General features: G+C 64.6%; 17 protein-coding genes. 14 read left to right on the top strand and 3 right to left on the bottom strand.

Features of this window, described 5'->3' with window-relative positions:
• The first annotated feature begins 96 nt into the window (after positions 1 to 96).
• From QO015_RS11885 to QO015_RS11850, 8 genes are all read left to right on the top strand, one after another.
• On the top strand, positions 97 to 657 hold the full coding sequence (locus QO015_RS11885) for a hypothetical protein (protein WP_266279209.1): 561 nt from the start codon (positions 97 to 99) through the stop codon (positions 655 to 657).
• A complete protein-coding gene (locus tag QO015_RS11880) occupies positions 605 to 2,605 on the top strand; it encodes a phage terminase large subunit family protein (RefSeq protein WP_266279210.1) in 2,001 nt (666 codons plus the stop codon). Before QO015_RS11885 ends, QO015_RS11880 begins: the two co-directional genes overlap by 53 nt.
• Positions 2,605 to 2,814 carry a phage head-tail joining protein gene (locus QO015_RS11875; protein ID WP_266279212.1) on the top strand — a complete coding sequence of 70 codons (210 nt, stop codon included), beginning with the start codon at positions 2,605 to 2,607 and terminating at the stop codon, positions 2,812 to 2,814. The genes QO015_RS11880 and QO015_RS11875 overlap by 1 nt, the downstream gene beginning before the upstream one ends.
• On the top strand, positions 2,814 to 4,325 hold the full coding sequence (locus tag QO015_RS11870; protein WP_266279214.1) for a phage portal protein: 1,512 nt from the start codon (positions 2,814 to 2,816) through the stop codon (positions 4,323 to 4,325). Before QO015_RS11875 ends, QO015_RS11870 begins: the two co-directional genes overlap by 1 nt.
• A 4-nt stretch (positions 4,326 to 4,329) precedes the next feature.
• Positions 4,330 to 6,363: a prohead protease/major capsid protein fusion protein gene (locus QO015_RS11865; protein WP_266279215.1), complete on the top strand. Its 2,034-nt coding sequence runs from the start codon at positions 4,330 to 4,332 to the stop codon at positions 6,361 to 6,363.
• Between the two features lie 80 nt (positions 6,364 to 6,443).
• The gene (locus tag QO015_RS11860) at positions 6,444 to 6,779 is read left to right on the top strand and encodes a DUF2190 family protein (protein ID WP_266279216.1); all 336 of its coding nucleotides are present in this window, start codon (positions 6,444 to 6,446) and stop codon (positions 6,777 to 6,779) included.
• Positions 6,779 to 7,090: a head-tail joining protein gene (locus QO015_RS11855; protein WP_266279218.1), complete on the top strand. Its 312-nt coding sequence runs from the start codon at positions 6,779 to 6,781 to the stop codon at positions 7,088 to 7,090. Before QO015_RS11860 ends, QO015_RS11855 begins: the two co-directional genes overlap by 1 nt.
• A 5-nt stretch (positions 7,091 to 7,095) precedes the next feature.
• Entirely contained in the window at positions 7,096 to 7,725 is a 630-nt protein-coding gene (locus QO015_RS11850; protein WP_266279219.1) for a DUF6441 family protein, read from the top strand.
• Positions 7,726 to 7,733: 8 nt separating this feature from the next.
• On the opposite strand, the gene QO015_RS11845 is transcribed toward QO015_RS11850, so the two are convergent.
• Positions 7,734 to 8,312 (bottom strand): abortive infection system antitoxin AbiGi family protein, encoded by a 579-nt coding sequence (locus QO015_RS11845; RefSeq protein ID WP_266279220.1) that lies wholly within the window; start codon positions 8,310 to 8,312, stop codon positions 7,734 to 7,736.
• A gap of 76 nt (positions 8,313 to 8,388) precedes the next feature.
• Here QO015_RS11845 and QO015_RS11840 point away from each other — a divergent pair, with 76 nt between their 5' ends.
• The 5 genes from QO015_RS11840 to QO015_RS11820 are packed head-to-tail and all read left to right on the top strand — an operon-like array spanning position 8,389 to position 18,395.
• The gene (locus tag QO015_RS11840; protein ID WP_266279221.1) at positions 8,389 to 8,808 is read left to right on the top strand and encodes a hypothetical protein; all 420 of its coding nucleotides are present in this window, start codon (positions 8,389 to 8,391) and stop codon (positions 8,806 to 8,808) included.
• A gap of 24 nt (positions 8,809 to 8,832) precedes the next feature.
• Positions 8,833 to 9,771, top strand: coding sequence for a phage tail tube protein (locus QO015_RS11835; protein ID WP_266279223.1), 939 nt, complete (start codon positions 8,833 to 8,835; stop codon positions 9,769 to 9,771).
• 11 nt (positions 9,772 to 9,782) lie between these two features.
• Positions 9,783 to 10,448, top strand: a complete 666-nt coding sequence (locus QO015_RS11830; RefSeq protein ID WP_266279224.1) for a DUF7697 family protein — start codon at positions 9,783 to 9,785, stop codon at positions 10,446 to 10,448.
• Between the two features lie 27 nt (positions 10,449 to 10,475).
• A complete protein-coding gene (locus QO015_RS11825) occupies positions 10,476 to 12,818 on the top strand; it encodes a DEAD/DEAH box helicase (protein ID WP_266279226.1) in 2,343 nt (780 codons plus the stop codon).
• 15 nt (positions 12,819 to 12,833) lie between these two features.
• Positions 12,834 to 18,395, top strand: coding sequence for a sacsin N-terminal ATP-binding-like domain-containing protein (locus QO015_RS11820; RefSeq protein WP_266279227.1), 5,562 nt, complete (start codon positions 12,834 to 12,836; stop codon positions 18,393 to 18,395).
• Between the two features lie 317 nt (positions 18,396 to 18,712).
• Here QO015_RS11820 and QO015_RS11815 read toward each other — a convergent pair whose 3' ends face one another.
• Positions 18,713 to 19,474 carry a sugar phosphate isomerase/epimerase family protein gene (locus QO015_RS11815; protein ID WP_266279228.1) on the bottom strand — a complete coding sequence of 254 codons (762 nt, stop codon included), beginning with the start codon at positions 19,472 to 19,474 and terminating at the stop codon, positions 18,713 to 18,715.
• 14 nt (positions 19,475 to 19,488) lie between these two features.
• A complete protein-coding gene (locus tag QO015_RS11810; protein WP_266279229.1) occupies positions 19,489 to 20,661 on the bottom strand; it encodes a Gfo/Idh/MocA family protein in 1,173 nt (390 codons plus the stop codon).
• A gap of 300 nt (positions 20,662 to 20,961) precedes the next feature.
• Here QO015_RS11810 and QO015_RS11805 point away from each other — a divergent pair, with 300 nt between their 5' ends.
• Complete coding sequence (locus tag QO015_RS11805; protein ID WP_266279230.1) at positions 20,962 to 22,287, top strand: ABC transporter substrate-binding protein; 1,326 nt, start codon at positions 20,962 to 20,964, stop codon at positions 22,285 to 22,287.
• Positions 22,288 to 22,300: the final 13 nt, after the last annotated feature.

The raw sequence follows: 22,300 nt of genomic DNA, 5'->3' as shown, positions 1-22,300 counted from the left end.
TCGAGTTGCATCGTTCTTCTGAAAGGACGTTCGCTCTGCCCGCGATGCTTATCAACGAGATAAGCGCATGATCTTGAATGATAATCGGAGCTGTCGATGCAGGGCATGAGCGAGCGCCAGTACGCCTCGCATGTCGGGCTGTCGCGGGGCGCGATCCAGAAGGCGAAGACCGCCGAACGGCTGGTCCTCTATCCCGACGGCAGCATCAACGCCGTCGCCAGCGACTCGCGGCGTGCCGAAACGACAGACCCCTCGAAGACGCGCAAGCCCCCCGAACCGAAGCTGAAGCCGGTGCCAGAAGCTGCAGTCACAGCTGTCGGCGACACGCTCCGCGAACAGGGGCTGGCGGTCCCGGCGGTCGGTGGCGGCACGACCTACCTCCAGGCGAAAACCGCCAACGAGGTGCTGAGGGCGCAGGAACGCCGCATCCGGCTCCAGAAGCTGAAGGGGGAGTTGATCGAGCGGGCCCGGGCGCTGTCGCTGGTGTTCCGGCTGGCGCGGGAGGTGCGGGACGCGTGGGTGAACTGGCCCGCGCGGTCGTCGGCATTGATGGCGGCGGAACTGGGCGTGGAACCGGCCGCGATGCAGAAGGTCCTTGAGAAACATGTCCGTGCCCACCTCGACGAACTCGCCGAGGTCCGGCCCGATTTCCGTTGACGACGATCTGACCGATTTCGACGGCGCGGCAGAAATCCTGCGCACCTGGGGTGCAGGGCTGACGCCAGACCCCGACCTGGCAGTGTCGCAATGGGCCGACCGGCACCGCATGCTCTCGGTCCGCGCGTCGGCCGAACCCGGGCGGTATCGCACAGGTCGCACGCCCTACATGCGCGAGATCATGGACCGGTTGTCGCCCGGCGATCCCACGCAGCGGATCGTGTTCATGAAAGCGGCGCAGGTCGGGGCGACCGAGGCCGGGAACAACTGGATCGGCTTTGCCATCCACCAGGCGCCGGGCCCGATGCTGGCGGTCCAGCCGACCGTGGAACTGGCCAAGCGCAACTCGCGGCAGCGGATCGACCCGCTGATCGACGAGAGCCCCGAGCTGCGGGAGCGGGTGAAGCCCGCCCGGTCGCGCGACGCGGGCAACACGATGCTGTCCAAGGAATTCGCGGGCGGCATCCTGATCATGACCGGCGCGAACTCGGCGGTGGGGCTGCGCTCGACCCCGGCGCGATATATCTTTCTCGACGAGGTCGATGCCTATCCGGCCTCGGCCGACGAGGAAGGCGACCCGGTCACGCTGGCCGAGGCGCGATCGCTGACGTTTGCCCATCGGCGCAAGGTGCTGCTGGTCTCGACGCCGACGATCCGGGGGCTCTCCCGCATCGAGCGGGAGTTCGAGGCCAGCGACCAGCGGCGGTTCTTCGTGCCGTGCCCGCACTGCGGCGCGATGCAGTGGCTGAAGTTCGACCGGCTGCGCTGGCAGAAGGGCAAGCCGGAAACGGCGGAATATCATTGCGAGGGCTGTGACCAGCCCATTGGTGAACACCACAAGACGGCGATGCTAGAGGCGGGTGAATGGCGGGCAACCGCCGTTGCGGCCGATCCGACCACGGTCGGGTATCACCTCTCGGCCCTTTACTCGCCGATCGGCTGGCTAAGTTGGGAGCGGATCGTGCGGTCATGGGAAGCGGCCCAAGGATCGGACGAGGCGATCAAGGCCTTCCGCAACACGATCCTCGGCGAGACCTGGGTCGAGACCGGAGAAGCGCCGGACTGGCAGCGACTCTACGACCGGCGTGAGGCATGGAAGCCGGGCACGGTGCCAGCGGGTGGGTTGTTCCTGACCGCCGGGGCCGATGTCCAGAAGGACCGGATCGAGGTCGATGTCTGGGCCTGGGGTCGCGGGTTGGAGAGCTGGCTGGTCGATCATGTCGTGATCGAGGGTGGGCCGGACCGGCACGACGCCTGGTCGGAACTGACCGCGCTGCTGGACAAAAGCTGGCCCCACGAACGCGGCGCGCATCTGCGCATCGCGCGGCTTGCCATCGACACGGGCTATGAGGCCCCGGCGGTCTATTCGTGGTCGCGGGCGCAGGGGTTCGCGCAGGTGTCGCCGGTCAAGGGTGTCGAGGGGTTCAACCGCTCGAGCCCGGTGTCGGGGCCGACCTTCGTCGACGCGACTGAGGGCGGCAAGCGCCTCCGGCGCGGCGCGCGGCTCTGGACCGTGGCGGTGTCCACCTTCAAGGCCGAAACCTATCGCTTCCTGCGGCTGGAGAGGCCGACCGAGGAAGACATGGCCGAAGGGGCCGCGTTTCCACCGGGATCGGTACATCTGCCGCATTGGGTCGAGAACGAATGGCTGAAGCAGTTTGTGGCTGAGCAGCTGGTGACGGTCCGCACGAAGCGCGGCTTCGCCAAGCTCGAATGGCAGAAGCTCCGCGAGCGCAACGAGGCGCTTGATTGCCGGGTCTACGCCCGTGCCGCCGCATGGATCGCGGGCGCGGACCGCTGGTCTGAGGAGAAATGGCGCGACCTCGAGGATCAGCTCGGGGCGGCGCCAACGGAAACGGATGGCGCGGGGCGGGTCCACCGACCGCAATCCGCACCCCAGGGAAAGCGGCAGTCGGACTGGCTTGGCCGACGCGGAGGATGGTTCTGATGACCGACTGGACGGAAACCGAACTTGCAGCCCTGCGCCGGGCCTATGCCAGCGGCACGACGCGGGTCAGCTATGATGGAAAATCGGTCGACTACGGCTCGGCCGAGGATCTGCTGACGCGCATCCGCACCATCGAGCGGGCCATCGCTGGGACCGCGCGGTCGCTCCCGGTCGCCGGGTTGGCCGGCTTCAGCCGTGGGGATCGCTGATGCCCGCGAACTGGTTCGATCACGCTATCGCGACTGTGGCCCCTCGGGCCGCCGCCCGTCGCGTCCTGGCGCGGCAAGCCTTCGAGACCCTGACGCGCGGCTATGATGGTGCGTCCAAAGGGCGGCGGACGGACGGCTGGCGCGCGCCGGGATCCTCGGCCGACACCGAGATCGGCGTGGCCGGGGCGCTCTTGCGCGACCGCATGCGCGATCTGGTGCGCAACAACCCGCATGCGGCGAAAGCCGTGGCGGTGCTGGTGAACAACATCATCGGCGCGGGCATCATGCCGCGCGCCGCCAGCGGCGACGACAAGCTGGACCGGAAGGTCGATGCGCTGTTCACCCGCTGGACGGCGGATTGCGATGCCGATGGCCAGCTCGACTTCTACGGCCTGCAGACGCTGATCTGCCGCGAAATGATCGAAGCCGGCGAGGTGCTGGTACGCCGCAGGCTGCGGCGCGCCAGCGACGGTCTGCCCGTGCCGCTGCAACTGCAAGTGCTGGAGGCGGACTTCCTCGATGCCACCAAATCCGGCGTCCTTGGCGGTGCTCGGCTGGTGCAGGGGATCGAATTCGACGCTGTCGGAAAGCGCCGGGCCTATTGGCTGCACACGGCACACCCCGGCGATGCCTGGGGCGCGCTGCAAGGCGGGCTTGGGTCTCGCCCGGTCCCCGCGTCAGAGATCGCGCACATCTACGAGAAGCAGCGCACGCAGGCGCGCGGCGTTCCCTGGGGCGCGCCGGTGATCCGCAGCTTGCGCGATCTCGACGATTACGAGGTGGCGGAACTGGTCCGCAAGAAGACCGAGGCCTGCGTCACCGCCATCGTCTTCGGCGACGATGAGGCGCAGCAGGGCATCGCGCCGTCCGTGGTCGACGCCGACGGCAACCGGGTCGAGCAGTTCGAGCCGGGCCTGATCGCCTATGCCCGCGGCGGCAAGGACATTCGGTTCAACCAGCCCGCCGCCACTGGCGGCTATGGCGAATACAAGCGGGCGAGCCTGCACACGATCTCGGCCGGGTTCCGGGTGCCTTACGAGCTGCTGACCGGGGATTTGTCCCAAGTCAACTATTCCTCGATCCGGGCGGGGCTGGTCGAGTTCCGCCGGATGATCGACGCCGTGCAATGGCAGCTCTTCATCCCGATGCTCTGTGCACCGGTCTGGCGCTGGTTCACCGAGGCCGCATGGGCAGCGGGCCAGATCCCGATCCCTGACGTGCCGGTGGAATGGTCGCCACCGAAGTTCGACGCCGTCGATCCCTACAAGGACGCGATGGCCGACCTGCTGGCGATCCGGACCGGCACGATGACGCTGGCGCAGGCCATTGCGCGGCAGGGTCATAACCCGGACGCGGTCCTCGCGGAAATCGCCGCAACCAACGCCAAGCTCGATGGCCTCGGTCTCGTGCTCGACAGCGATCCGCGCCGCGTCACGAAAACCGGCAGCGCGCAGGCGGGCGATCCGGCCAGCGAACCGGCCGCTCCCGCATCTGAACCAGAGAAGGAATAGGGCCATGCCCGACACGATCATGGCGGCCCCGGTCGCCCTGCCGATGCAGCTGCGGCGCGCGCCCATCCTGCCCGCGACCGTCAATACCGAGGCGCGCTCGGTCGACGTCGTCTTCACCACCGGCGCAGCCGTTCGGCGGCGGCGCTGGACCGGCTGGGACACCTCCGTGCCCTTCGACGAGATCCTCGAGGTCAGCGACAGGGCGGTGGACCTGACGCGCCTCAACGCGGGGGCTCCGGCGCTCGACAGCCATTCGGTCTGGTCCTCGCATTCGCAAGTGGGCGTCGTCGAACGCGCCTGGATCGAGGGCAAGGAAGGCAAGGCCACCATCCGTTTCCCCCGCGAGGGGCTGGACCAGGCCGCCGACCGCATGTTCGGCCTGATCAGCGACGGCATCATCCGCAACGTCTCGGTCGGCTATTCCATCGAGCGGGTGAAGGTGGTCGAGCCCGCCGCCAAGGGCGAGGTCGAGCAACGCATCGTCGAACGCTGGACTCCACTCGAGGTCAGCTTCGTGACCGTTCCCGCCGATCCCCGCGCGCAGGTGCGCGCCTCGGATCAGGCCAGCTATCCCGTCGAGATCGTCGACACCCGCATGCAAAAGGAGGCATCCATGCCTGAGAGCACCACTACCGTGGCCGGGGATGTTCCCGCCAGCCATGAGACCCGCCAGCAGCCCGTTGCGGCCCCGGCGCAGCCCGAACAGGCCGCCGCGCGCACGCCGGACCCCACTCCGGCACCCGACACAGAGGCCATCGCCACCCGTGCCCGCGACGCCGAGCGCGACCGGGTGTCCACGATCTACGATCTGACCGGCCGTCTGAACCTCGGGCGCAGCTTCGCCGAAGATCTGGTGAAACGCGGGATCAGCGTCGACGAGTCCCGCCGCCTGATCCTCGACCAGGTCGCCGCGAAGTCGGATGAGACCCGGACCTTCCCGCATGTCTCCGTGCCCCTCGGCGGCCGGGACGAGCGCATCACCCGCCGCGATGCCGTGGCGAACGCGCTCTTGCACCGCTACAGCCCGACGCTCTTCCCGCTGGAAGACGCCGCCCGCCAGTACCGCGGCATGACGCTGCTGGAACTGGCCCGCGAGAGCCTCGGCAATGCGGGGGTCAACACGCGTGGCCTCTCGCGCGACGAGGTGGCGACCCGCGCGCTGCACTCGACCTCGGACTTCCCCGAGATCCTCTCGGCTGTCACCAACAAGACCCTGCGGCAGGCCTATGACGCCTATCCCCGCACCTTCGCGCTCTTCTGTCGCCAGGTGCTGGCGACCGACTTCAAATCCATGCACCGCGTCCAGCTGGGCGAGGCACCCCAGCTTCTGGAGGTGGGCGAAAGCGGCGAGTTCAAACGCGGCACCCTCGGCGAGAGCAAGGAAAGCTACCGCGTGAAGACCTATGGCCGGGTCGTCGCGATCACCCGGCAGGTGCTGATCAACGACGACCTCGACGCCTTCACCCGGATCCCGGCGATGTACGGCAACTCCATCGCCCAGCTGGAGTCGGACGTGGTCTGGGGTATCATCACCGCGAACCCGGCGATGGCCGACGGCAACGCACTCTTCCACACCACGCACAAGAACCTCGCGGGCACCGGTGCGGCGCTGGACGTGGCAAGCGTCGGTGCGGCACGGGCGGCGATGGCGCTGCAGACCGGGCTCGACAAGAAGACGGTGCTGAACATCCGCCCCGCCTTCCTGATCGTCCCGGCGGCCCTCGAACTGAAGGCCGAGCAGCTGGTGGCCCAGAACCTCGTCCCCGCCGACAGCGCCAAGGTGGTGCCGCAGTCGATCCGGACGCTGTCCCCGATCAGCGAGCCGCGCCTCGATGCCGCAAGCGCCGCCTCCTGGTATCTGGCAGCGAGCCCCAACCAGATCGACACCATCGAGTACGCCTATCTCGAGGGCCAGCAGGGCGCCTACATCGAGACCCGCAACGGCTTCGACGTCGACGGGGTCGAGATCAAGTGCCGCCTCGACTTCGGCGCCAAGGCCATCGACTGGCGCGGCCTCTACAAGAACCCGGGCGCGTAACCCGCACCCCGACATGCTGAACCCAGACACGCGGGCGGTCCTGACGGGCCGCCCTTCGTCTTTCCACAAGGATCTTCCCCATGAAAACCTACGTCCAGCCCGGCAACACCATCACCTTGACCGCGCCCTATGCCGTCGCATCGGGCGATGGCCTGCTCGTCGGCTCCATCTTCGGCGTGGCCTCAGGCACCGCTGCCCTCGGCGAAACCGTCGAAGCCGCCCTCGTCGGCGTCTACGAGCTGAAGAAGCTCGGAAGCCAGGCGTGGGCCGTCGGCGACCGCATCTACTGGGACAACACCGCCCGCCAGACCACCAAGGTCACCACCTCGAACACGCTGATCGGCGTGGCGACCGAGGTGGTTGCAGGCGGCGCGGGCGATGTAGTCGGCCGGGTGCGGCTGAACGGGTCGTTCTGATGAGCGCCTTCGCCGCCGCCATGGGCGCGCTCTTCGCCGATCCGAACATCGGGCGGGATGCGGTCTACATCGCCGACGGCGGCGCGCCAGTCCTCGTGCGCGTGGTCGCACGACGTGCCGATGCGATCACCGACTTCGGCGATGCGAGGCTCTGGTCCGAATCCACCCGGATCGACCTACGTGTCACCGAGGTGCCAGCCCCGCGCCCCGGCGACCGCGTCGAGATCGACGGCGACGCCTTCCTCATCCAGGGCGAGCCCGTCCGCGACAGCGAGCGGCTGGTCTGGACCGTCGACCTGCGCCCAGCGTGACCGCGATGCGGCTGAAGCTCGACATCGATCCCGACATCGTCGCGATGATGGCGGCCGAGGTTGCGGCGGGCGAGAGGGCTGTCTCGGCCGCGATCCGCGAGGCCGGGACAGGGCTGAAGGCGGCGTGGCGGCTGCAGATCACCGGCGCGGGCCTCGGGCTCCGGCTCGCCCGCACCATCCGGTCGGAGCAGTTCCCCAAGGCCACGCCCAGCCTGAACGCGGCAACCGTGGTCTGGTCCAACGCCCCGGTCATCGTCGGCGCGCACGACACCGGCCCGCTGATCCGCTCGAAGAACGGCTTCTGGCTGGCGATCCCCACGCCCGCTGCAGGCAAGTCCCTGCGTGGCGGTCGGATCACTCCGGGCGAATGGGAGCGTCGCACCGGCCTGCGCCTGCGCTTCATCTATCGCCGCCGAGGTCCGAGCCTGCTGGTGGCGGAGGGGCGGCTGAACACGAAGGGCCGCGCCGTCGCGTCACGGTCAAAGACCGGCCGTGGCCTCGTGACCGCGCCGATCTTCCTTCTGGTGCCGCAGGTCAGGCTGCCGAAACGGCTGGACTTGGCGCGGGATGCAGAGCGGGCACACGATGCCGTGCCGGGGCTGATCGTGGCGAAGTGGTTCGAACTTCGGGCGTAACGGGGCGTTCAATCAACGACATGCGTTGGCCACAGACGCTCGATGTGGCGATACACCTCGACTAAGATGAACTTCTCCCTGCCAATAGCATCCTTTAGGTCCTTCGGGAACTTCGCCATCGCTTCGTAGTCAGGCAGTACGACAAACTGGACCTGCTGGTGTTCGAAACGGAAATCGTGGGGCACCCGCCACTCTCGCTCATGAGAGTAGTCGATGGTTTTTCCGCTGAGTGGCTTTCTGAATTCCTCCGTCTGTGGCCGGTATTCAGGCCAGAACGGCGTCACGAACGTCTTAACGTGGTTGTCCCACTGTTGTTTCGACCAATGATCGGCGCGCACATAATATGCCGGACCTCCGCCTGCGGCAAAAACATGAGACTTGGTAAAACCGATGCCATATGGGGAATAGTGTCCGGTATGTTTCAGCAAGCTAGACCATGGGCACTCGGTGAAACAGACAGCCGGGTTCTTGGTCCAAGGAAGTTCCCCAGCTCTTATTGATTTGGCATTCAGGATGCTGACCAAATTGTCAAAGGGCGTGTCTTTTGCACCCTTTGTGAAGTGTGCAACGAAATTTGAATCGCTCAACCTAGCCTCCACAAGCTACTTGGTTTGAACTCTAGACCCGAGGGACGCGATCGCAAGTAACAAACGGTGTTTTAACATGCCCACCCCACGCGAAACCGTCCTCACCGCGCTGCACGCGCGGCTCTCGGCGTTGCCCGCCACGGCTCTGCGCGGTGACGTCCTGCCGGAACGCGTGCCAACCGCAGGTCTCCTGATCCTGCGCGATGGCGAGCCGGGCGATCCGGAAGTGACGCTGTCGCCACTGCGCTATCACTACCAGCACCGGTCCGAGATCGAGGCGGTCGTGCAGGGCGCCACCCGTGACGCCGCCTTCGACTCGCTCTGCGCCAGCATCGGCGCGGCGGTTGTAGCGGACCGCACTCTGGGCGGGCTCTGCGACTGGGTCGAGGCGGAAGCGCCGCGCCCGGTCGATCTGGCCGTCGAAGGTGCCGCCAGCCTGAAGGCAGCGGTGATCCCGGTCATCCTGCACTATTCCACGGCCGATCCGCTGGCCTGACCCCCTTCACCAAAGGAGACTACGATGGCACGAGCCCATGGGGCGCGGGCGCAGATGGCGCTTGCGTTCGAGTCCGTCTATAGCACCGCGCCCGCCTCGGGCTACCGCACGGTGCCCTTCGCTAGGACCACGCTTGGCTCCGAGCAGCCGCTGATCGCCTCGGAACTCCTGGGACAGGGGCGCGACCCGCTGGCCCCGATCAAGGACGCGGTCACGGCCGATGGCGACGTCGTCGTGCCGATCGATGTCGAGAACTTCGGCCTCTGGCTGAAGGCCGCCTTCGGTCAGCCGACGACCTCCGGAACGACGCCCAAGACCCACACCTTCCAGTCCGGCAACTGGACGTTGCCGTCGATGGCCATTGAGACGGCAATGCCCGAGGTGCCGCGCTATGCAATGTACACCGGCTGTGTCTGCGATCAGCTTTCCTGGCAGATGGCGCGGTCAGGCCTGCTAACCGCCACGGCGCGGCTGGTGGCGCAGGGGGAGAACGTCCCGGCCGCCACGGCGGCTGGCACGCCCACCGCGTTGGCATTGCAGCGCTTCGGGCATTTCAACGGGGCGATCACCCGCAACGGCTCGCCCCTCGGCAACGTCATCTCGGTCGAGGTGACCTATTCGAACGGCCTCGACCGGATCGAGACCATCCGCTCGGACGGGCGCATCGAGGGCGCCGACCCCGGCATGGCCGCGCTGACCGGCCGCGTCGAGGTCCGTTTCGCGGACACAGCGCTGATCACGCAGGCCATCGACGGCACGCCTTGCGAGCTAGTCTTCGCGTGGAGCCTCGGGGCCAACGCCAGCTTTACCTTCACCGCGCACGCCGTCTACCTTCCGCGGCCCCGCATCGAGATACCGGGCCCGCAGGGCATCCAGGCCACCTTCGACTGGCAGGCGGCGAAGGCCACGAGCCCCGCCCGGATGTGCACCGCCGTCCTCGTCAACACCGTCGCCACCTATTGAGAAGGCCCACCATGCTGACCCTTGACCTCACCAACGCGCCGCAATGGTGCGATCTCATCCCCGGCGTGCGTGTCCGGCTCCGCCCGCTGACCACCGCGTTGATGGTCTCGGCGCGCAGCGATCCGGCGATTGCCGACCTGCCCGAGAGCGCGGCGACCGAGGAAGCCGCGCTTTTCATGGCCAAGGCGCTGGCGCGGCGCGCGATCCTCGCATGGGAGGGGATCGGCGATGCCGATGGCAGTCCCATCGAGCCGAGCCCCGAGGCCATCGATGCGCTCCTCGACCTCTGGCCTGCCTTCGAGGCGTTCCAGACCCACTACGTCGCCAAGGCGCTGCTGCTGGACGCGGAAAAAAAACGCCTCTGCGCCCTTGCCGACTGGTCTTTCGGCGGGGGCGAAGGCTACTGCACGGCCTGTGCAGGACCCTGTCCCGACTGCCCCGCGCGGCTGAACCGGCCTCAAACCCTTGAAGGCGCGCAGGTCTGGGACCTGGCGCAGCGTCTTGGGGGGCAGATGCGCGTCCTCCCTGGCGCGGTGATCGGCTGGGACATGGGCGCAGCGCTGGCCTTGGGCGCGGCCCTCGGCATCTCCGCGCCCGCCATCGCCGAACTGCTGCCCGCCCTCGAAGCGGTGATGGTCCGCCGCATCAACGAACAGATCGCGGCGAACCGCGACTGACCCCATTCCAACCGGAGCCCCGATCCCATGGCCGAGAAACGCGTCTCCGTCCGGCTCGCCGCCGTGGGCGGCCGCCAGGTGCGCGCCGAACTGGAGGGTGTTGGCGAGGCCGGGGCGAAGGGCCTCGGCCGCCTGTCGCGCGAGATTGAACTGGCGAACACCCGGCTAGCGGCCTTTGCGCGCCGGGCGGGCATTGCCCTCGGGGCGGCAGCTGCGGCGGCCACAGCGTCCCTCGGGCTGATTGTGCGTTCCACCGCCGAGAGTGCCGCGCAGATCCGGCAGTTCGCGCAGGTCGCCAATGCCGCTCCGCAAGCCCTGCAACGCTGGTCGGCCGGGGCGCGGACGGTCGGCATCGAACAGGAGAAGCTGGCCGACATCCTGAAGGACGTGAACGACCGGGTCGGGGATTTCCTGCAGACCGGCGGCGGGCCGATGGCGGATTTCTTCGAGAACGTCGCGCCCCGGGTCGGAGTCACTGCCGACCAGTTCGCGCGCCTTTCCGGCCCCGAGGCTTTGCAGCTTTACGTCGACACGCTTGAACGCGCTGGGCTCAGCCAGCAGGAGATGACCTTCTATCTCGAGGCCATGGCCTCGGACGCGACCCGCCTCCTGCCACTCCTGCGCAACGGCGGAGCAGAGATGGCCCGTCTGGGTGATCAGGCATCCGACCTCGGAGCGGTTCTGGACAGCGATGCGCTGGAAGCCTTGCGCCGCACGCAGTTGGCGCTCGGCACGGTGTCTCTGGTCTTCGACGGCCTGCGCAACCGGATTGCGGTCGCCGTAGCCCCGACCATCGAGGCCCTTGCCAATGCCTTCGTCGCCCTCGCGTCAGACGGTGGCATCCTGCGCTCTGCTATCGACGGACTGATCGGCAACCTTGGAAGGCTGGATCGCAAGGCGCGGGAGGTTACAGTGAAAGCCGGACCGAGCAAGGACCGCCTTCTCGGCGACCGGATCAACCTGCATCCCGATTGGCCGATTGATCCCAAACCTATCCCTGGCGCTTTGCGTGACGTCATCGCTGACCAATGTGGGCCGCGCGCCTATCGGGCGGTTGATGATCTGCTGGCACGCGCGGCGCCCCGCCTGACGACCGGACCGCTATTGCCAACGGCTGACGCAGTGTCAGGCACGATCGCGGCTGTGGATGCGATGGACGAAACCGTGCTGCCCATTCAGGAACCGCCCGGCACCGGCAAGACCTTTGTCACCGCCCGCGCGATCTTGTCGCTGGTGCGCAAGGGCGCGCGGGTCGGCGTGACATCGAACAGCCACGAAGCGATCCGCAATGTGCTTATGGGCTGTCTTTATGCACTGGAGGACGCGGATCTGCCGATCACGCTGGATCTGGTTCACAAGACCAGCGGCGATGATGACGGCTACCCCGACGATTGCCCGGTGCGCCGCACCACCAACAATGACGAAGCGGCGGGTGGGCAACATGTTGTCGGCGCGACGGCATGGTTCTTCTCTCGCGACGAGAATGTGCAGGCCTTCGACTGGCTCTTCGTCGATGAGGCAGGGCAAGTCGGACTGGCCAACATGGTGGCCATGGGCCGGGCCGCACGCAACATCGTGCCTGTCGGCGACCCGCGCCAGTTGCCGCAGGTGATCCAGGGCGCGCATCCGGAGCCTGCGAACCTGTCGTGCCTCGATTGGATGCTGGGCGACCATGCGACCGTGCCCCCGGACCGGGGCATCTTCCTGCCCGTCTCGCGGCGGATGCACCCCGAGATCTGCCGTTTCATCTCGGACCAAGTCTATGAAGGGCGGCTGACCAGCCATCCCGACACCGCGCATCAGGCTGTCCGTGGCACGCGCTTCCCCGAGGTGGGGGCCTTCTGGGTGCCCGTGCCGCACGAGGGCAACGCGCAGGTCGCGGCCGAAGAGGTCGAAGTGATCCGCGCAGCCGTAGCCGACCTGCTGAAAGGCACATGGACTGACAGGGACGGCGCGACCCGCCCGATGCGGGCCAGCGACATCATCGTGGTCGCCCCCTACAACGCACAGGTCAACGCCCTGCGCGAGGCGCTGCCGGAGGCCATTCGTGTGGGCACGGTGGACAAGTTCCAGGGACAGGAGGCGCCCGTCTGCCTTGTCTCGATGACCGCGTCCTCGGCCGAGGAAACACCGCGCGGGATGGAGTTCCTGTTCTCGCTCAACCGCATCAACGTGGCGGTCTCGCGCGCCAAGGGTCTTGCACTGGTCTTCGGCGCGCCGCGTCTGCGCGAGGCGAAGTGCGAGACAGTCGAGCAGATGCGGCTTGTGAACACGCTCTGTGCGTTGAATAAATCTTGCATGCCCCCCACAGGAACCATCGGCGCCACATCTTCCACGCGACCTGCCACCTTGGAAACGCCGACGTCCTGAATGCAGAGTTCTCTAATGCTCCACGAACATCCGCAGCTCGACAACCGTATACCCACGAGCCCCAACTCGTTCGAGGCGGTGATCCGCTCTGAGACTGGCGGTAAGATACGCAGCTTCCTCTACCAACTCGCAGAAGGGGTTACGGACTACCGTTCCATCCATAGCCTGACCGAGCAAGTTAGGCATCAGTACCACGGCCGTTTTGCCATCGAATTGATCCAGAACGCCTATGACGCCGTCAGTCGAGCCGAAGACCGCAAAGCCTCGCAATGCCGGATCGAGATGCGACTGGAAATGGATAGCGGGTTTGGAACTCTATACGTCGCCAATGACGGTGCACCATTCTCGCATAGTAATTTTGAAAGCGTTTCCCGCCTTGGCCAGAGCGACAAGGATCCCGCTACCGCTGTCGGCAACAAGGGCATTGGCTTTCGCAGCGTACTTGAGATTAGCCAAGCGCCCCGCATCTGGTCTCGGCGACGGGAAGACAGTCCAGAATTCGATGGCTATTGCTTCGGCTTCTCGCCGAAATTCACCAAGTCAATCTACGACCCCATAATTGCTATCCTTGAGGATCGACCATTTTCGGTCGAACAGGAATGGTTTGCCGAGGTCGTCGATGAAGATCCCAGCCTTTGTGAGCGTTTGCGTACCGGCGCACGACGCCGACAGGCGCAAGGCAAAAATCCGACATCGGACTGGTTGCGTGACGAGATCGATTACCTTTCGCCCTATCTCTTGCCTTGGCCGCAATCGGCGCGCAACCCCGTGGTCGAGGACCTTGAAGCCCGCGGATTTGCATCCGTCCTAGCCTTGCCGCTGCTTTCCTCTACGGCTGCCATCCTCGCGGAACACAAGCTCACAGAGATTGAAACCGATTCCATGTTGTTTCTCGATAACCTGAAGTCGCTGACAATCACCACTCCCAGTAGCTCCAGATCGTTCTTTCGAAGCGTTCTTAGGAAAGCGAGTGGGCCAAGGGGATTTGGCAAAATTTCGATCAGTTCGGGCGAAACTTCACAGCGTTACTCCGTCTGGCGGCGCACGCTTCCGGTATTCGACATGCCGGAGGCGGTTCAGGAATCTATTCGTACTTTGCCCGGCCACTGGCCGAAACTGGAACGGGCCGAGATTTCTCTCGCCGTTAGCGATGAGCGTGAACCAACACCCGGAAGACTCAGTATCTTCCTTCCGACCGCGTTGGAGACTGGAGCCGCTCTTCACATCAACGCACCGTTCTTCGGCGACATGAGTCGCACGACAATCAGCTTTGATTCAGAGGTAGAGGGCTCACAGGCAGGGGGGAACTACAACGAATTCCTGCTGCAACAGGTGGCCTTTCTTGCTCTAGAGGCGATTGCCGAAGACTTGGCCGGACGTTCAGTCGCGGAGGCGGCAAACATCTTGGACATACTTGCGCCGCTTGCCTCCGACCGTGCGTCGGAGGCACGGTGGCAAGCGCATTTGTCTAGCGCAGCGGCGGATATGGGGATCAGTATCAAGGAAGCGCCGTGGATGCTCAGCGATCACGGATGGCGCACGCTATCAGAAACGTCCGCACTGCCGTTGCCGAGCAACCCAAAGGTGTTGGGTGCGGACCTCATGCGCCAACTTGCGACCTTTCCGGCCTATGTAGCGGAATTGGATCTGCGCATGCGGTCCGTTGAGCGCCTTTCCGAGCATTTTGATATCGGAGTTTTGCCTGCAAAGGAAGACCAGGCAACGACGATTGAAGCCGCTGCAAAAGTGCTGGCGGGCACGGCGGATATTGATTGGGGGCAATTCTGGCAGGATGTCTGCGACATTTTCGATGGTGATCTGTCTCACCTTAGCGGTAGGGATATCCTTCTCTGTACGGACGGGGCTCTGCATTCCGGAGGTGTTGCTGGACGGGCGATCTACTTTCGACCGCGCCAGTCCAGTCTGGAAGATGACAACCAGGACGAGTTGGGCATCGACGAGATCCCCACTGGGCTACAATCATTCATAGCAATCCTCGACTCGAAGATACCCGTCAGCGAAGTCCGCGACGGCCGCAGACAGAACACCGACCTTCACAAGCGCCTACTGGATGCCAAGCTGGTTAACGTCTTTCGACGCGAAGACGTGCTTGCGGATATCTTGGCGCCGAACCTGCCCGCCATGCCTGTTGCCCGCGGGACTAGCGATGCCGGACTATGTCGCGATGCCCTTTCCTACGCGCTCCGCCTCGCAACCTCGTTGGAGGCGCGCGGCGATGGCGAGAGCGTCACCAAGGCCATGGCAAGGATCCCCGTTCCATGCCGTGGCGGATGGTATCCCATATCCCAAGCCATATTTGGCAAGGGTTGGCCTGAAACACACGGTGTTGCAGTGGACCGATACCTGCGGCTTGCCGGCACTGGAAGCGCCCAAACCGCGCGTGCCCGGCTGCTTTGCAGCCCAGATGACCCTGACTGGGGTGATCTCGGTGAAGCCGCCCGTCATGTGCTTGAAAAGGCAGGCGTTTCTGATGGGCTACCACTCATTCAGATCGGCGGAAAGGAGCCTGCCCTCACATGTCAGGTTAGTAACCATCACTTTCAGGTCCACCAAATCGCCCTAACACCCATCGACGCCGAGACTTGGAGCGTTTTTGGTCAGAACCTGCGCGGTCGGATTAGTTCGTACAAATCCGGGCGATCCAAGATCGACACGTTCCGCTGGTTACCAGGGCTCGAAAACCGCGCATCGTTCGACAAGGATACGAAACAGGCCCTCCTTGAAGTCGTAATGGGCAGCGCGCGTCGTTGGGGCAGCGGGTGGCCAAGCGTGGACCTCATGCGGGACACAGGAACCTACGAGCGCATCACTTTAGGCTCGCCTCTATTCTTGGCCTTGGCAATGTTTGAGTGGATCCCCGAGGGGGATCACGAGGGTACACGAAGCTGGACTAAGCCCACAGGACGCTGGTTGATCCCGAGCCGCTACACAACAAACGGCAGAATTTGGACCTTTGAGCACCTTTCCCCGCTACCCGCACAGGTTGCAGTTCGGATTGAGCAGGACGAAGTGCTTAAATCATTGTTCTCACGCCTCGGGGTCGCCCAATACGATCCAGAAACGCGATCAGACGATGTGCGGCTGCTGGATAGCCTAGGCAAAGCCGTGGACAACCGCGCATTCCGCAACGCGAGCACTTTGATCGGCCAATTGCGCGCGGCTTGGGAGGCATTTGAACCCGCCTCACCAGCTGGTTTCCCCGCACATGTTGTGGTGCAGCAGCCCGATGGAGTTCTGGCGTTGGTAAAACCCTCAGCGGACAGGACGGTTTATCTGCCAAGTAGTCGCTCCTCCGCTTCGGACCTACGTGAACTTGGTCTCTCGGTGATCGCGATCGAACCCAAAACCGCACAACGTCTTGCCGAGGGCTTTTCTGCGCGTTTCGGGGGTGCGGTCAAGAATTCTGAGCGCTTCGAACTGGCAGCTCTTTCTGGCAATCGGCCATTCGCAGAGGCCGAGGCGGTTGAGATTCCGTCGTTCCGGGATCTCGATGGAGTCATTCCCCTCGTGCTGACGATCGCCGCCTTTCACGGGCAGAACGCCCAAGGCACAATGTCGGGGGGGTTCAACGACCTTGTCGCGGCCTTCCGCGAGGCGAGAGTGGCCGTCGTGCCCCAACTCTCCGTCGTGCCAATGATAACCGACCAGCCGATCGCTGATCCGATGCCGCAGATGGCCGCATGGCTCGCCCGCAAGAGAACGCTTGTACTTGATACGGAATGGAAATCCGACATTCAGTCTGTCGCTGACGCGTTGTCGCAACTGATTGGTCGGTCCGACTTGCGGGTGCAGATCCGCACCGGTCTCGATGAAATCTGGCCCAACGATGAGGATGTGATACCCGAACGTACCCTGAGGCTTCTTGATCTTTCGCCGGATCACTTCCACGAGGTACTTGAGCTCTGGCGCGGCGACCTTGGACCGGTGATTTCTCGAGTGGCGAGGCTTCTGCGTGTTCTTTCACGGGAAGATCTAGCACTTCGTGTCGAGGTATCGGAACAGCGCGACCAACTTATCTCTGTTCTTGAGGAGGCATTCCCATCCCAGGGGCTTGCACAAGAAGTATTGAATGCTGCCGTTACATCAAGGGAACTGCTGCAGTTTGGTATCCTTGTCCGCGACCTGCTGGGTCCGCAGGTCGAGCTTACTCATTGGAACCGCGAAGGCGCTCGACACGGCGAAGTCGCAATTTCTAACCCATTGCACGAAAGGCAATTCCGGCAACATCGCGACCGGATGCTACCTGTTCTTAGGCGCATCATTGCCACGCTTGCCGCCCGGACGCCGGAAGCGCCGCCCTACGGCACGATGATGAAGCGCCTCGATGATATGACGTGCCCTTCGGCCACCGCCGAGGTCTATTGGGAGCTTCCTGCATCGGAAGTGGCGAGCGCCATCGCCGCGGAACTGGCACAAGCAGGTTTTGCATTTGATAGTATAGCGTTGAGCGACCTCCTGACCTCGACCGAACCCGGAAGCGCCATCGCTTGCTTTCCGATCCAGGTTCCACTGACTGATCCTGTGGAAGTTGCAGCCGTAAACCGCCGCTTGGTGGAGGGGCTGCACAGCCGCCTCATGCTGATTGCAACAGCATGGCATGCCGCAGCAGGCATCAACGAGAATTCTGCCTGGCGCGAGGCGAAACTTAGCGAGCCGACCTTGTCCCCCCGACCCGAGGATCGCGACGTCTTCACTCAGCGCTGGGACGAAGCGCGCGCGCTGGATTTCATCTGCGCGGACCTGCCCCCGACTACGCCGCAGAAAATCCTCGACGCTATTAGGGATACCAGGTCGCTCGACGGGCTGATGATAGCTTTGCAGGTCAATTCTGACGAGATGGATGACGCACTAGACCGCCTGTCGGCCCTTCAGGCGGCGGCCGAGCGAAAAAAGCGCACTGTTCAGGTCTGTGGTGGTGACATCGAAAACTCTGATATAGGCCTAGCGCAACTCTTCGCGCATATTTCGGCGCATGTTTCCGACGCAAGCGTGCGCGCGTTTGCGGGGTTCGATTTGACGGCGGTCACGCTTCCGCAAAAGGCAAAGAAGCCGAAGCCGGGCGATGCAAAAGAAAGAACCAAGCGCTCCCGAGTGCCTCCGAAGACGCGCCGAAACATGGAGGATCTGATCGGCGCAGCGGGCGAGATCCATGCCTTCAGATGGCTGCAGATCAAATACGGGCCCGATATCATCACGCCTGCAAACTGGGTCTCCGCCTACAGTGCCAAAGCCTTTCCGGACAATGCCTCCTACGTGGATGAGGGCAAAGGCTGCGATATCTGGTTCATGCTGGACGGCTGCACCTACAATATCGAAGTAAAGTCCAGCGAAGAGGACAGCACCGGCTTCACGCTCGGCACCTCCGAGATCCGCCACGCCAGAGAGATCGCCCGCAAGAGTCGGAAGCGACAGCGCGAGGAGTTCTTCGTCCTTAAGGTGGATCGTGTACTCACGCTCGAGCCCGCGTTCACACTGCTGCCGAACCCCTACGATCCGGCGCACCAGGATCGTTTCGTTATCATCGATGAGGGCGCTCGGGTAACTTACCGATCTTAGACCGATTGTCGAACGGAGATGGAGAAGGTTCGACGGCAGGCCCATTCCCTCCGCCAGTCATCGCCGATTCTGCGCCATGGCGCGATATTCTTCGCTACGTCTACGCAAACGCGGTCGATTTCCGCGCGGATTTGCCGACGAACACCTCGAATCACCGATCTGGCTGAGATCACCGGACGCTTCGGCCGCGATGGCAGGAAAGACGTCCTGACGCCTCAGCGTTGCATGGTCCGCGCCCGGCTGCTGATGAGCCGCTCCATGCCGCCAGCGCCGCCAACGCCGGCGGCGCCGCGATAGGGGTGCCGTTTCGCGCGTGATCAGCCCACGAGGAGGCGGATGTAGTCGATTGAGCGCTTCGCGAGCACTTTCCAATCGGTCGGGTTGTCGTGCTCGACGACAAGGAGCTTCGCCCTTGTCGCGTCGAAGAGCGGATAGAGCGACGGCCAGTCGATGATGCCGTCGCCGGTCGGCGTCCAGCCTTCGTCCAGTTCCGTTCCGGCCGTCGCCGTATCCTTGAGCTGGATCATCGTGATGCGGTCGGCATATCGGCGCAGTTCCGTGGCCGGGTCGGCCCAGCCGCGCACCACCCAGCCGATGTCGATCTCGAAGTCGACATTCGCGCCGGCCGCGTCGAGCAGGTGATCGATCGGCCGGCTGCTGTCTTCGAGGCGGACATACTCGAAATCGTGATTGTGCCAGGCGACCTTCAGTCCCTCGGGCCGGGCGAGTTCGGCCCCGGTGCGGAGGCGCTCGCCGACACTGCGCCAGAAGTCGGCGGTCGGCCGTCGCTCGGCCTGCGGAACATAGGGTGGGATCAGCGTGTCGGTGCCGACCATGTGAGCGAGGTCGAACCATCGGCGCGGCTCGGAGACTAGGCCGGCGAGCGGCATATGCATGCCCGAGCATGTGAGACCGGAATCGTCGAGCGCCCGGCGAAAGCCGGCCGGATCGCTCTCATAGGTCTGTGGCCAGAGCTCGACGGAGTCGTAGCCGACCGACTTCAGATAATTGAGCTGCGGGGGGACGGGCGGGAACAGGCGCGAAGAATAGAGCTGGAACGAGACAGAATAGCGCGACATGACGTTTTCCGGGACTATTGCACCGAGAGGAATTCGGCGGGGGCATCGACGGCCTTCAGGCGGCGCGCCGTTTCGATGTCGAGCGGCTCGGGCCGTTCGATCGTGCTCTCGATCTCGATGAACTGGCCCCGCTCGGCGGAGCGGATGATGGCGAGCAGCACTTCGAGCACATGCAGCGCCAGGTCGCCCGAGGCGCGCGCGGCCCGTCCATTGGCGATGCCGTCCAGCATGTCGGCGAGCCCAAGGCCGCGATAATTGCCGATCAGCGCGCCGCGCGGCTCGCGCCAGTTCGGGATGCCGAACGGTGCATCCTGCGTGTCGATGGGGCTGCGACCGTTCGCGTCGATGATCTCGAGACCGCCGGCGAAATAGTTGGGATCGGGCAGCATCAGCGAGGCCTCGGTGCCGTGCAATTCGATCGGGTTGACGTGGCCATGGCCCCAGACGTCGTAGCTGGTCGAGAAATGCACCTGCGCGCCGGAGTGGAAGTCGATCAGCGACTGGCTGTTTGTCGGCGTGGCAACGGCGACGATCGTGCCCTGGTTCGGCCCTTCCGCCGTCACCTCGCGTTCGTCGAAGAAGGTCGTCGCCAGCGATGCCACCCGTTTGACCGGGCCGAGCAGACTGACCAGCACGGTCACGTAGTATGGGCCCATGTCGAGAACGGGACCGGCGCCTGCCTGATAATAGGGGAAAGGATTCGGGTGCCAGGCCTCCATGCCATGGTTCATGAAGTGGGCGCTGCCGGCCTTGATCGTGCCGAGCCGGCCCGCATCGATCAGACCGCGTGCCGCCTGGTGAGCGCCGCCGAGGAACGTGTCCGGCGCCGCCGCGAGACCAAGACCGTTCCGCATCGCGAGATCGATCAGATGATGCGCATCGGCCATGGCAAGTGCGAGCGGCTTCTCGCTGTAGGTATGCTTGCCGGCCGAAAGAGCGGCGTCGGTGATCGTGGCATGGCTCGCCGGATTGGTCAGGTTGATCACGGCGTCGATGCCGCTCTCGGCGAGCAGCTCGCTGACGCCGAGCGACGTCAGCCCATACTGGCTGGCCCGGCGATTGGCGGCCAGCTGGTCGATATCGGCGCAGGCGACGATGTCGATGGGTGCGAACACCCGTGAGAGGCGCGCATAGGCGTCGAAGATGTGGCCGCAGCCGATGATGCCGACCTTGAACCGTCTTGTCATTTCCGTTTCCTCATCCGTTGCCGCCGATCGCTGCCGCGCCGTTCGCCATTGACTGCGCGACGCTCCCGACGCCTGGCGGCGGCAGGCTCCCGACCGAGTGGCCGAACACGCTTTGCCAGCCGCGCCGGCCGCTCGCCGGACAATCCTGCGTCGAAATCCAGAATGTGGATCAGGGCCATCAAGATGCGGCCCCGGGGGCTTTGACCTTGCGCGCTCTCCTGATGCCATAGACAGCGCGGCCCACGGCGCAAGGCGGGAGTGACTTCGCCGGCCAGGCCGATGTGCTCAGGAGGAGACACTATGGCGAAAGACATTATCGAGGCGCATCGCCGACCGGGCCCGAGCCGCCGTCAGGTGTTGCAGGGTGGCGCGGCGCTCGGGGCAGCTGCTGCGATGGGCGGACTGGCGCCGCAGGCTCTTGCCCAGGAGAAGATCAAGCTCACCATCTGGGCCTGGACGCCCAAGACGCAGGAGCTTGCAAATCTCTATTCCAGGAAGAATCCGAACGTCGAGGTGGTGGTCGAGAATGTCGGCCAGGGCGCACCGCACTATGTGAAGCTTCGCAACGCCATCACGGCGGGGACGGGTCTGCCCGATCTCGGCCAGATCGAGTTCAACTCGATCCCGAGTTTCCGCGCGCTGAATGCGCTCGCCGATATCGGCAAAGACGGCGCCAATGCGGTCAAGGGCGAGTTCGTCGACTGGACCTGGAGCGCCGTCAGCAATGGCGATGCCGTCTACGGCTTGCCATGGGATTCCGGCCCGATGGCCACGCTCTATCGTGCCGACGTGTACGAGAAGCACGGCCTCAAGCCCGCTGAGACGTGGGACGAGTTCTCCGAGCAGGCAATGAAGCTCGCCAAGGACGCGCCCGGCACCTACCTGACCGACTTCGCGAATGACTCCGGCTGGACGGCGGCCGTGCTCTGGCAAGCCGGCTGGCGGCCGTTCAAGACCGACGGCAGCAAGATCCAGATCCGGATCAACGACGACGTCGCCAAGAAGTGGGCGAACTACTGGCAGAAGCTGATCGACGCCAAGGCGGTCGACACCAAGCCCGGCTGGACGAGCGAATGGTTCGCCGCGTTCGACGACGGCACCTATGCGGCCTGGGTCACGGCCGGATGGGCGCCGGTGCTGATGCAGCAGGCGATGAAGAAGAGCTTCGGCAAGTGGCGCGCCGCGCCGATGCCGCAGTGGGAAAAGGGCGGCAAGGTGACGTCAAACTGGGGCGGCTCGACCTTCGCAGCCTTCACGACGACGCCCCATCCCAAGGAAGCGGCCGATCTGGCGGTCTTCCTGACCACCGATCCTGAGGTGTCCCGGAAGTGGAACACCGAGGCCTATCTGTTCCCGGTGTTGAAATCGCTCCTCTCCGACAAGGATCTCATGGGTCACAAATACGACTTCTATGGTGGACAGGCCGTCAACGAGATCTTCGCCGCGTCCGAGGCCGAGGTTGATCCAAGCTTCGAGTTCTCTCCGTTCCAGGACTATGTGAACTCGCAGATCGAGGACAACTTCGCTGCGGCGGTCAGCGGCAAAGGCACGCTGGCAGAGGCCTTCGACCGGATCCAGGACACCGTCGTCACCTATGCCCAGGACCAGGGATTCGAGGTGACCTGAGCCGCCGCCGCAT

Origin of the sequence: Kaistia geumhonensis (genome assembly GCF_030815145.1) — a bacterium.
GTDB classification, from domain to species: domain Bacteria; phylum Pseudomonadota; class Alphaproteobacteria; order Rhizobiales; family Kaistiaceae; genus Kaistia; species Kaistia geumhonensis.
This window is presented reverse-complemented; position numbering and strand designations above follow the sequence as displayed.

What these genes read in the sequence shown, in the direction of transcription:
- QO015_RS11885 (WP_266279209.1), top strand. Translation starts at nt 97, where the DNA reads ATGCAGGGCATGAGCGAGCGCCAGTACGCCTCGCATGTCGGGCTGTCG.
- QO015_RS11880 (WP_266279210.1), top strand. Translation starts at nt 605, where the DNA reads ATGTCCGTGCCCACCTCGACGAACTCGCCGAGGTCCGGCCCGATTTCC.
- QO015_RS11875 (WP_266279212.1), top strand. Translation starts at nt 2,605, where the DNA reads ATGACCGACTGGACGGAAACCGAACTTGCAGCCCTGCGCCGGGCCTAT.
- QO015_RS11870 (WP_266279214.1), top strand. Translation starts at nt 2,814, where the DNA reads ATGCCCGCGAACTGGTTCGATCACGCTATCGCGACTGTGGCCCCTCGG.
- QO015_RS11865 (WP_266279215.1), top strand. Translation starts at nt 4,330, where the DNA reads ATGCCCGACACGATCATGGCGGCCCCGGTCGCCCTGCCGATGCAGCTG.
- QO015_RS11860 (WP_266279216.1), top strand. Translation starts at nt 6,444, where the DNA reads ATGAAAACCTACGTCCAGCCCGGCAACACCATCACCTTGACCGCGCCC.
- QO015_RS11855 (WP_266279218.1), top strand. Translation starts at nt 6,779, where the DNA reads ATGAGCGCCTTCGCCGCCGCCATGGGCGCGCTCTTCGCCGATCCGAAC.
- QO015_RS11850 (WP_266279219.1), top strand. Translation starts at nt 7,096, where the DNA reads ATGCGGCTGAAGCTCGACATCGATCCCGACATCGTCGCGATGATGGCG.
- QO015_RS11840 (WP_266279221.1), top strand. Translation starts at nt 8,389, where the DNA reads ATGCCCACCCCACGCGAAACCGTCCTCACCGCGCTGCACGCGCGGCTC.
- QO015_RS11835 (WP_266279223.1), top strand. Translation starts at nt 8,833, where the DNA reads ATGGCACGAGCCCATGGGGCGCGGGCGCAGATGGCGCTTGCGTTCGAG.
- QO015_RS11830 (WP_266279224.1), top strand. Translation starts at nt 9,783, where the DNA reads ATGCTGACCCTTGACCTCACCAACGCGCCGCAATGGTGCGATCTCATC.
- QO015_RS11825 (WP_266279226.1), top strand. Translation starts at nt 10,476, where the DNA reads ATGGCCGAGAAACGCGTCTCCGTCCGGCTCGCCGCCGTGGGCGGCCGC.
- QO015_RS11820 (WP_266279227.1), top strand. Translation starts at nt 12,834, where the DNA reads ATGCTCCACGAACATCCGCAGCTCGACAACCGTATACCCACGAGCCCC.
- QO015_RS11815 (WP_266279228.1), bottom strand. Translation starts at nt 19,474, where the DNA reads ATGTCGCGCTATTCTGTCTCGTTCCAGCTCTATTCTTCGCGCCTGTTC.
- QO015_RS11810 (WP_266279229.1), bottom strand. Translation starts at nt 20,661, where the DNA reads ATGACAAGACGGTTCAAGGTCGGCATCATCGGCTGCGGCCACATCTTC.
- QO015_RS11805 (WP_266279230.1), top strand. Translation starts at nt 20,962, where the DNA reads ATGGCGAAAGACATTATCGAGGCGCATCGCCGACCGGGCCCGAGCCGC.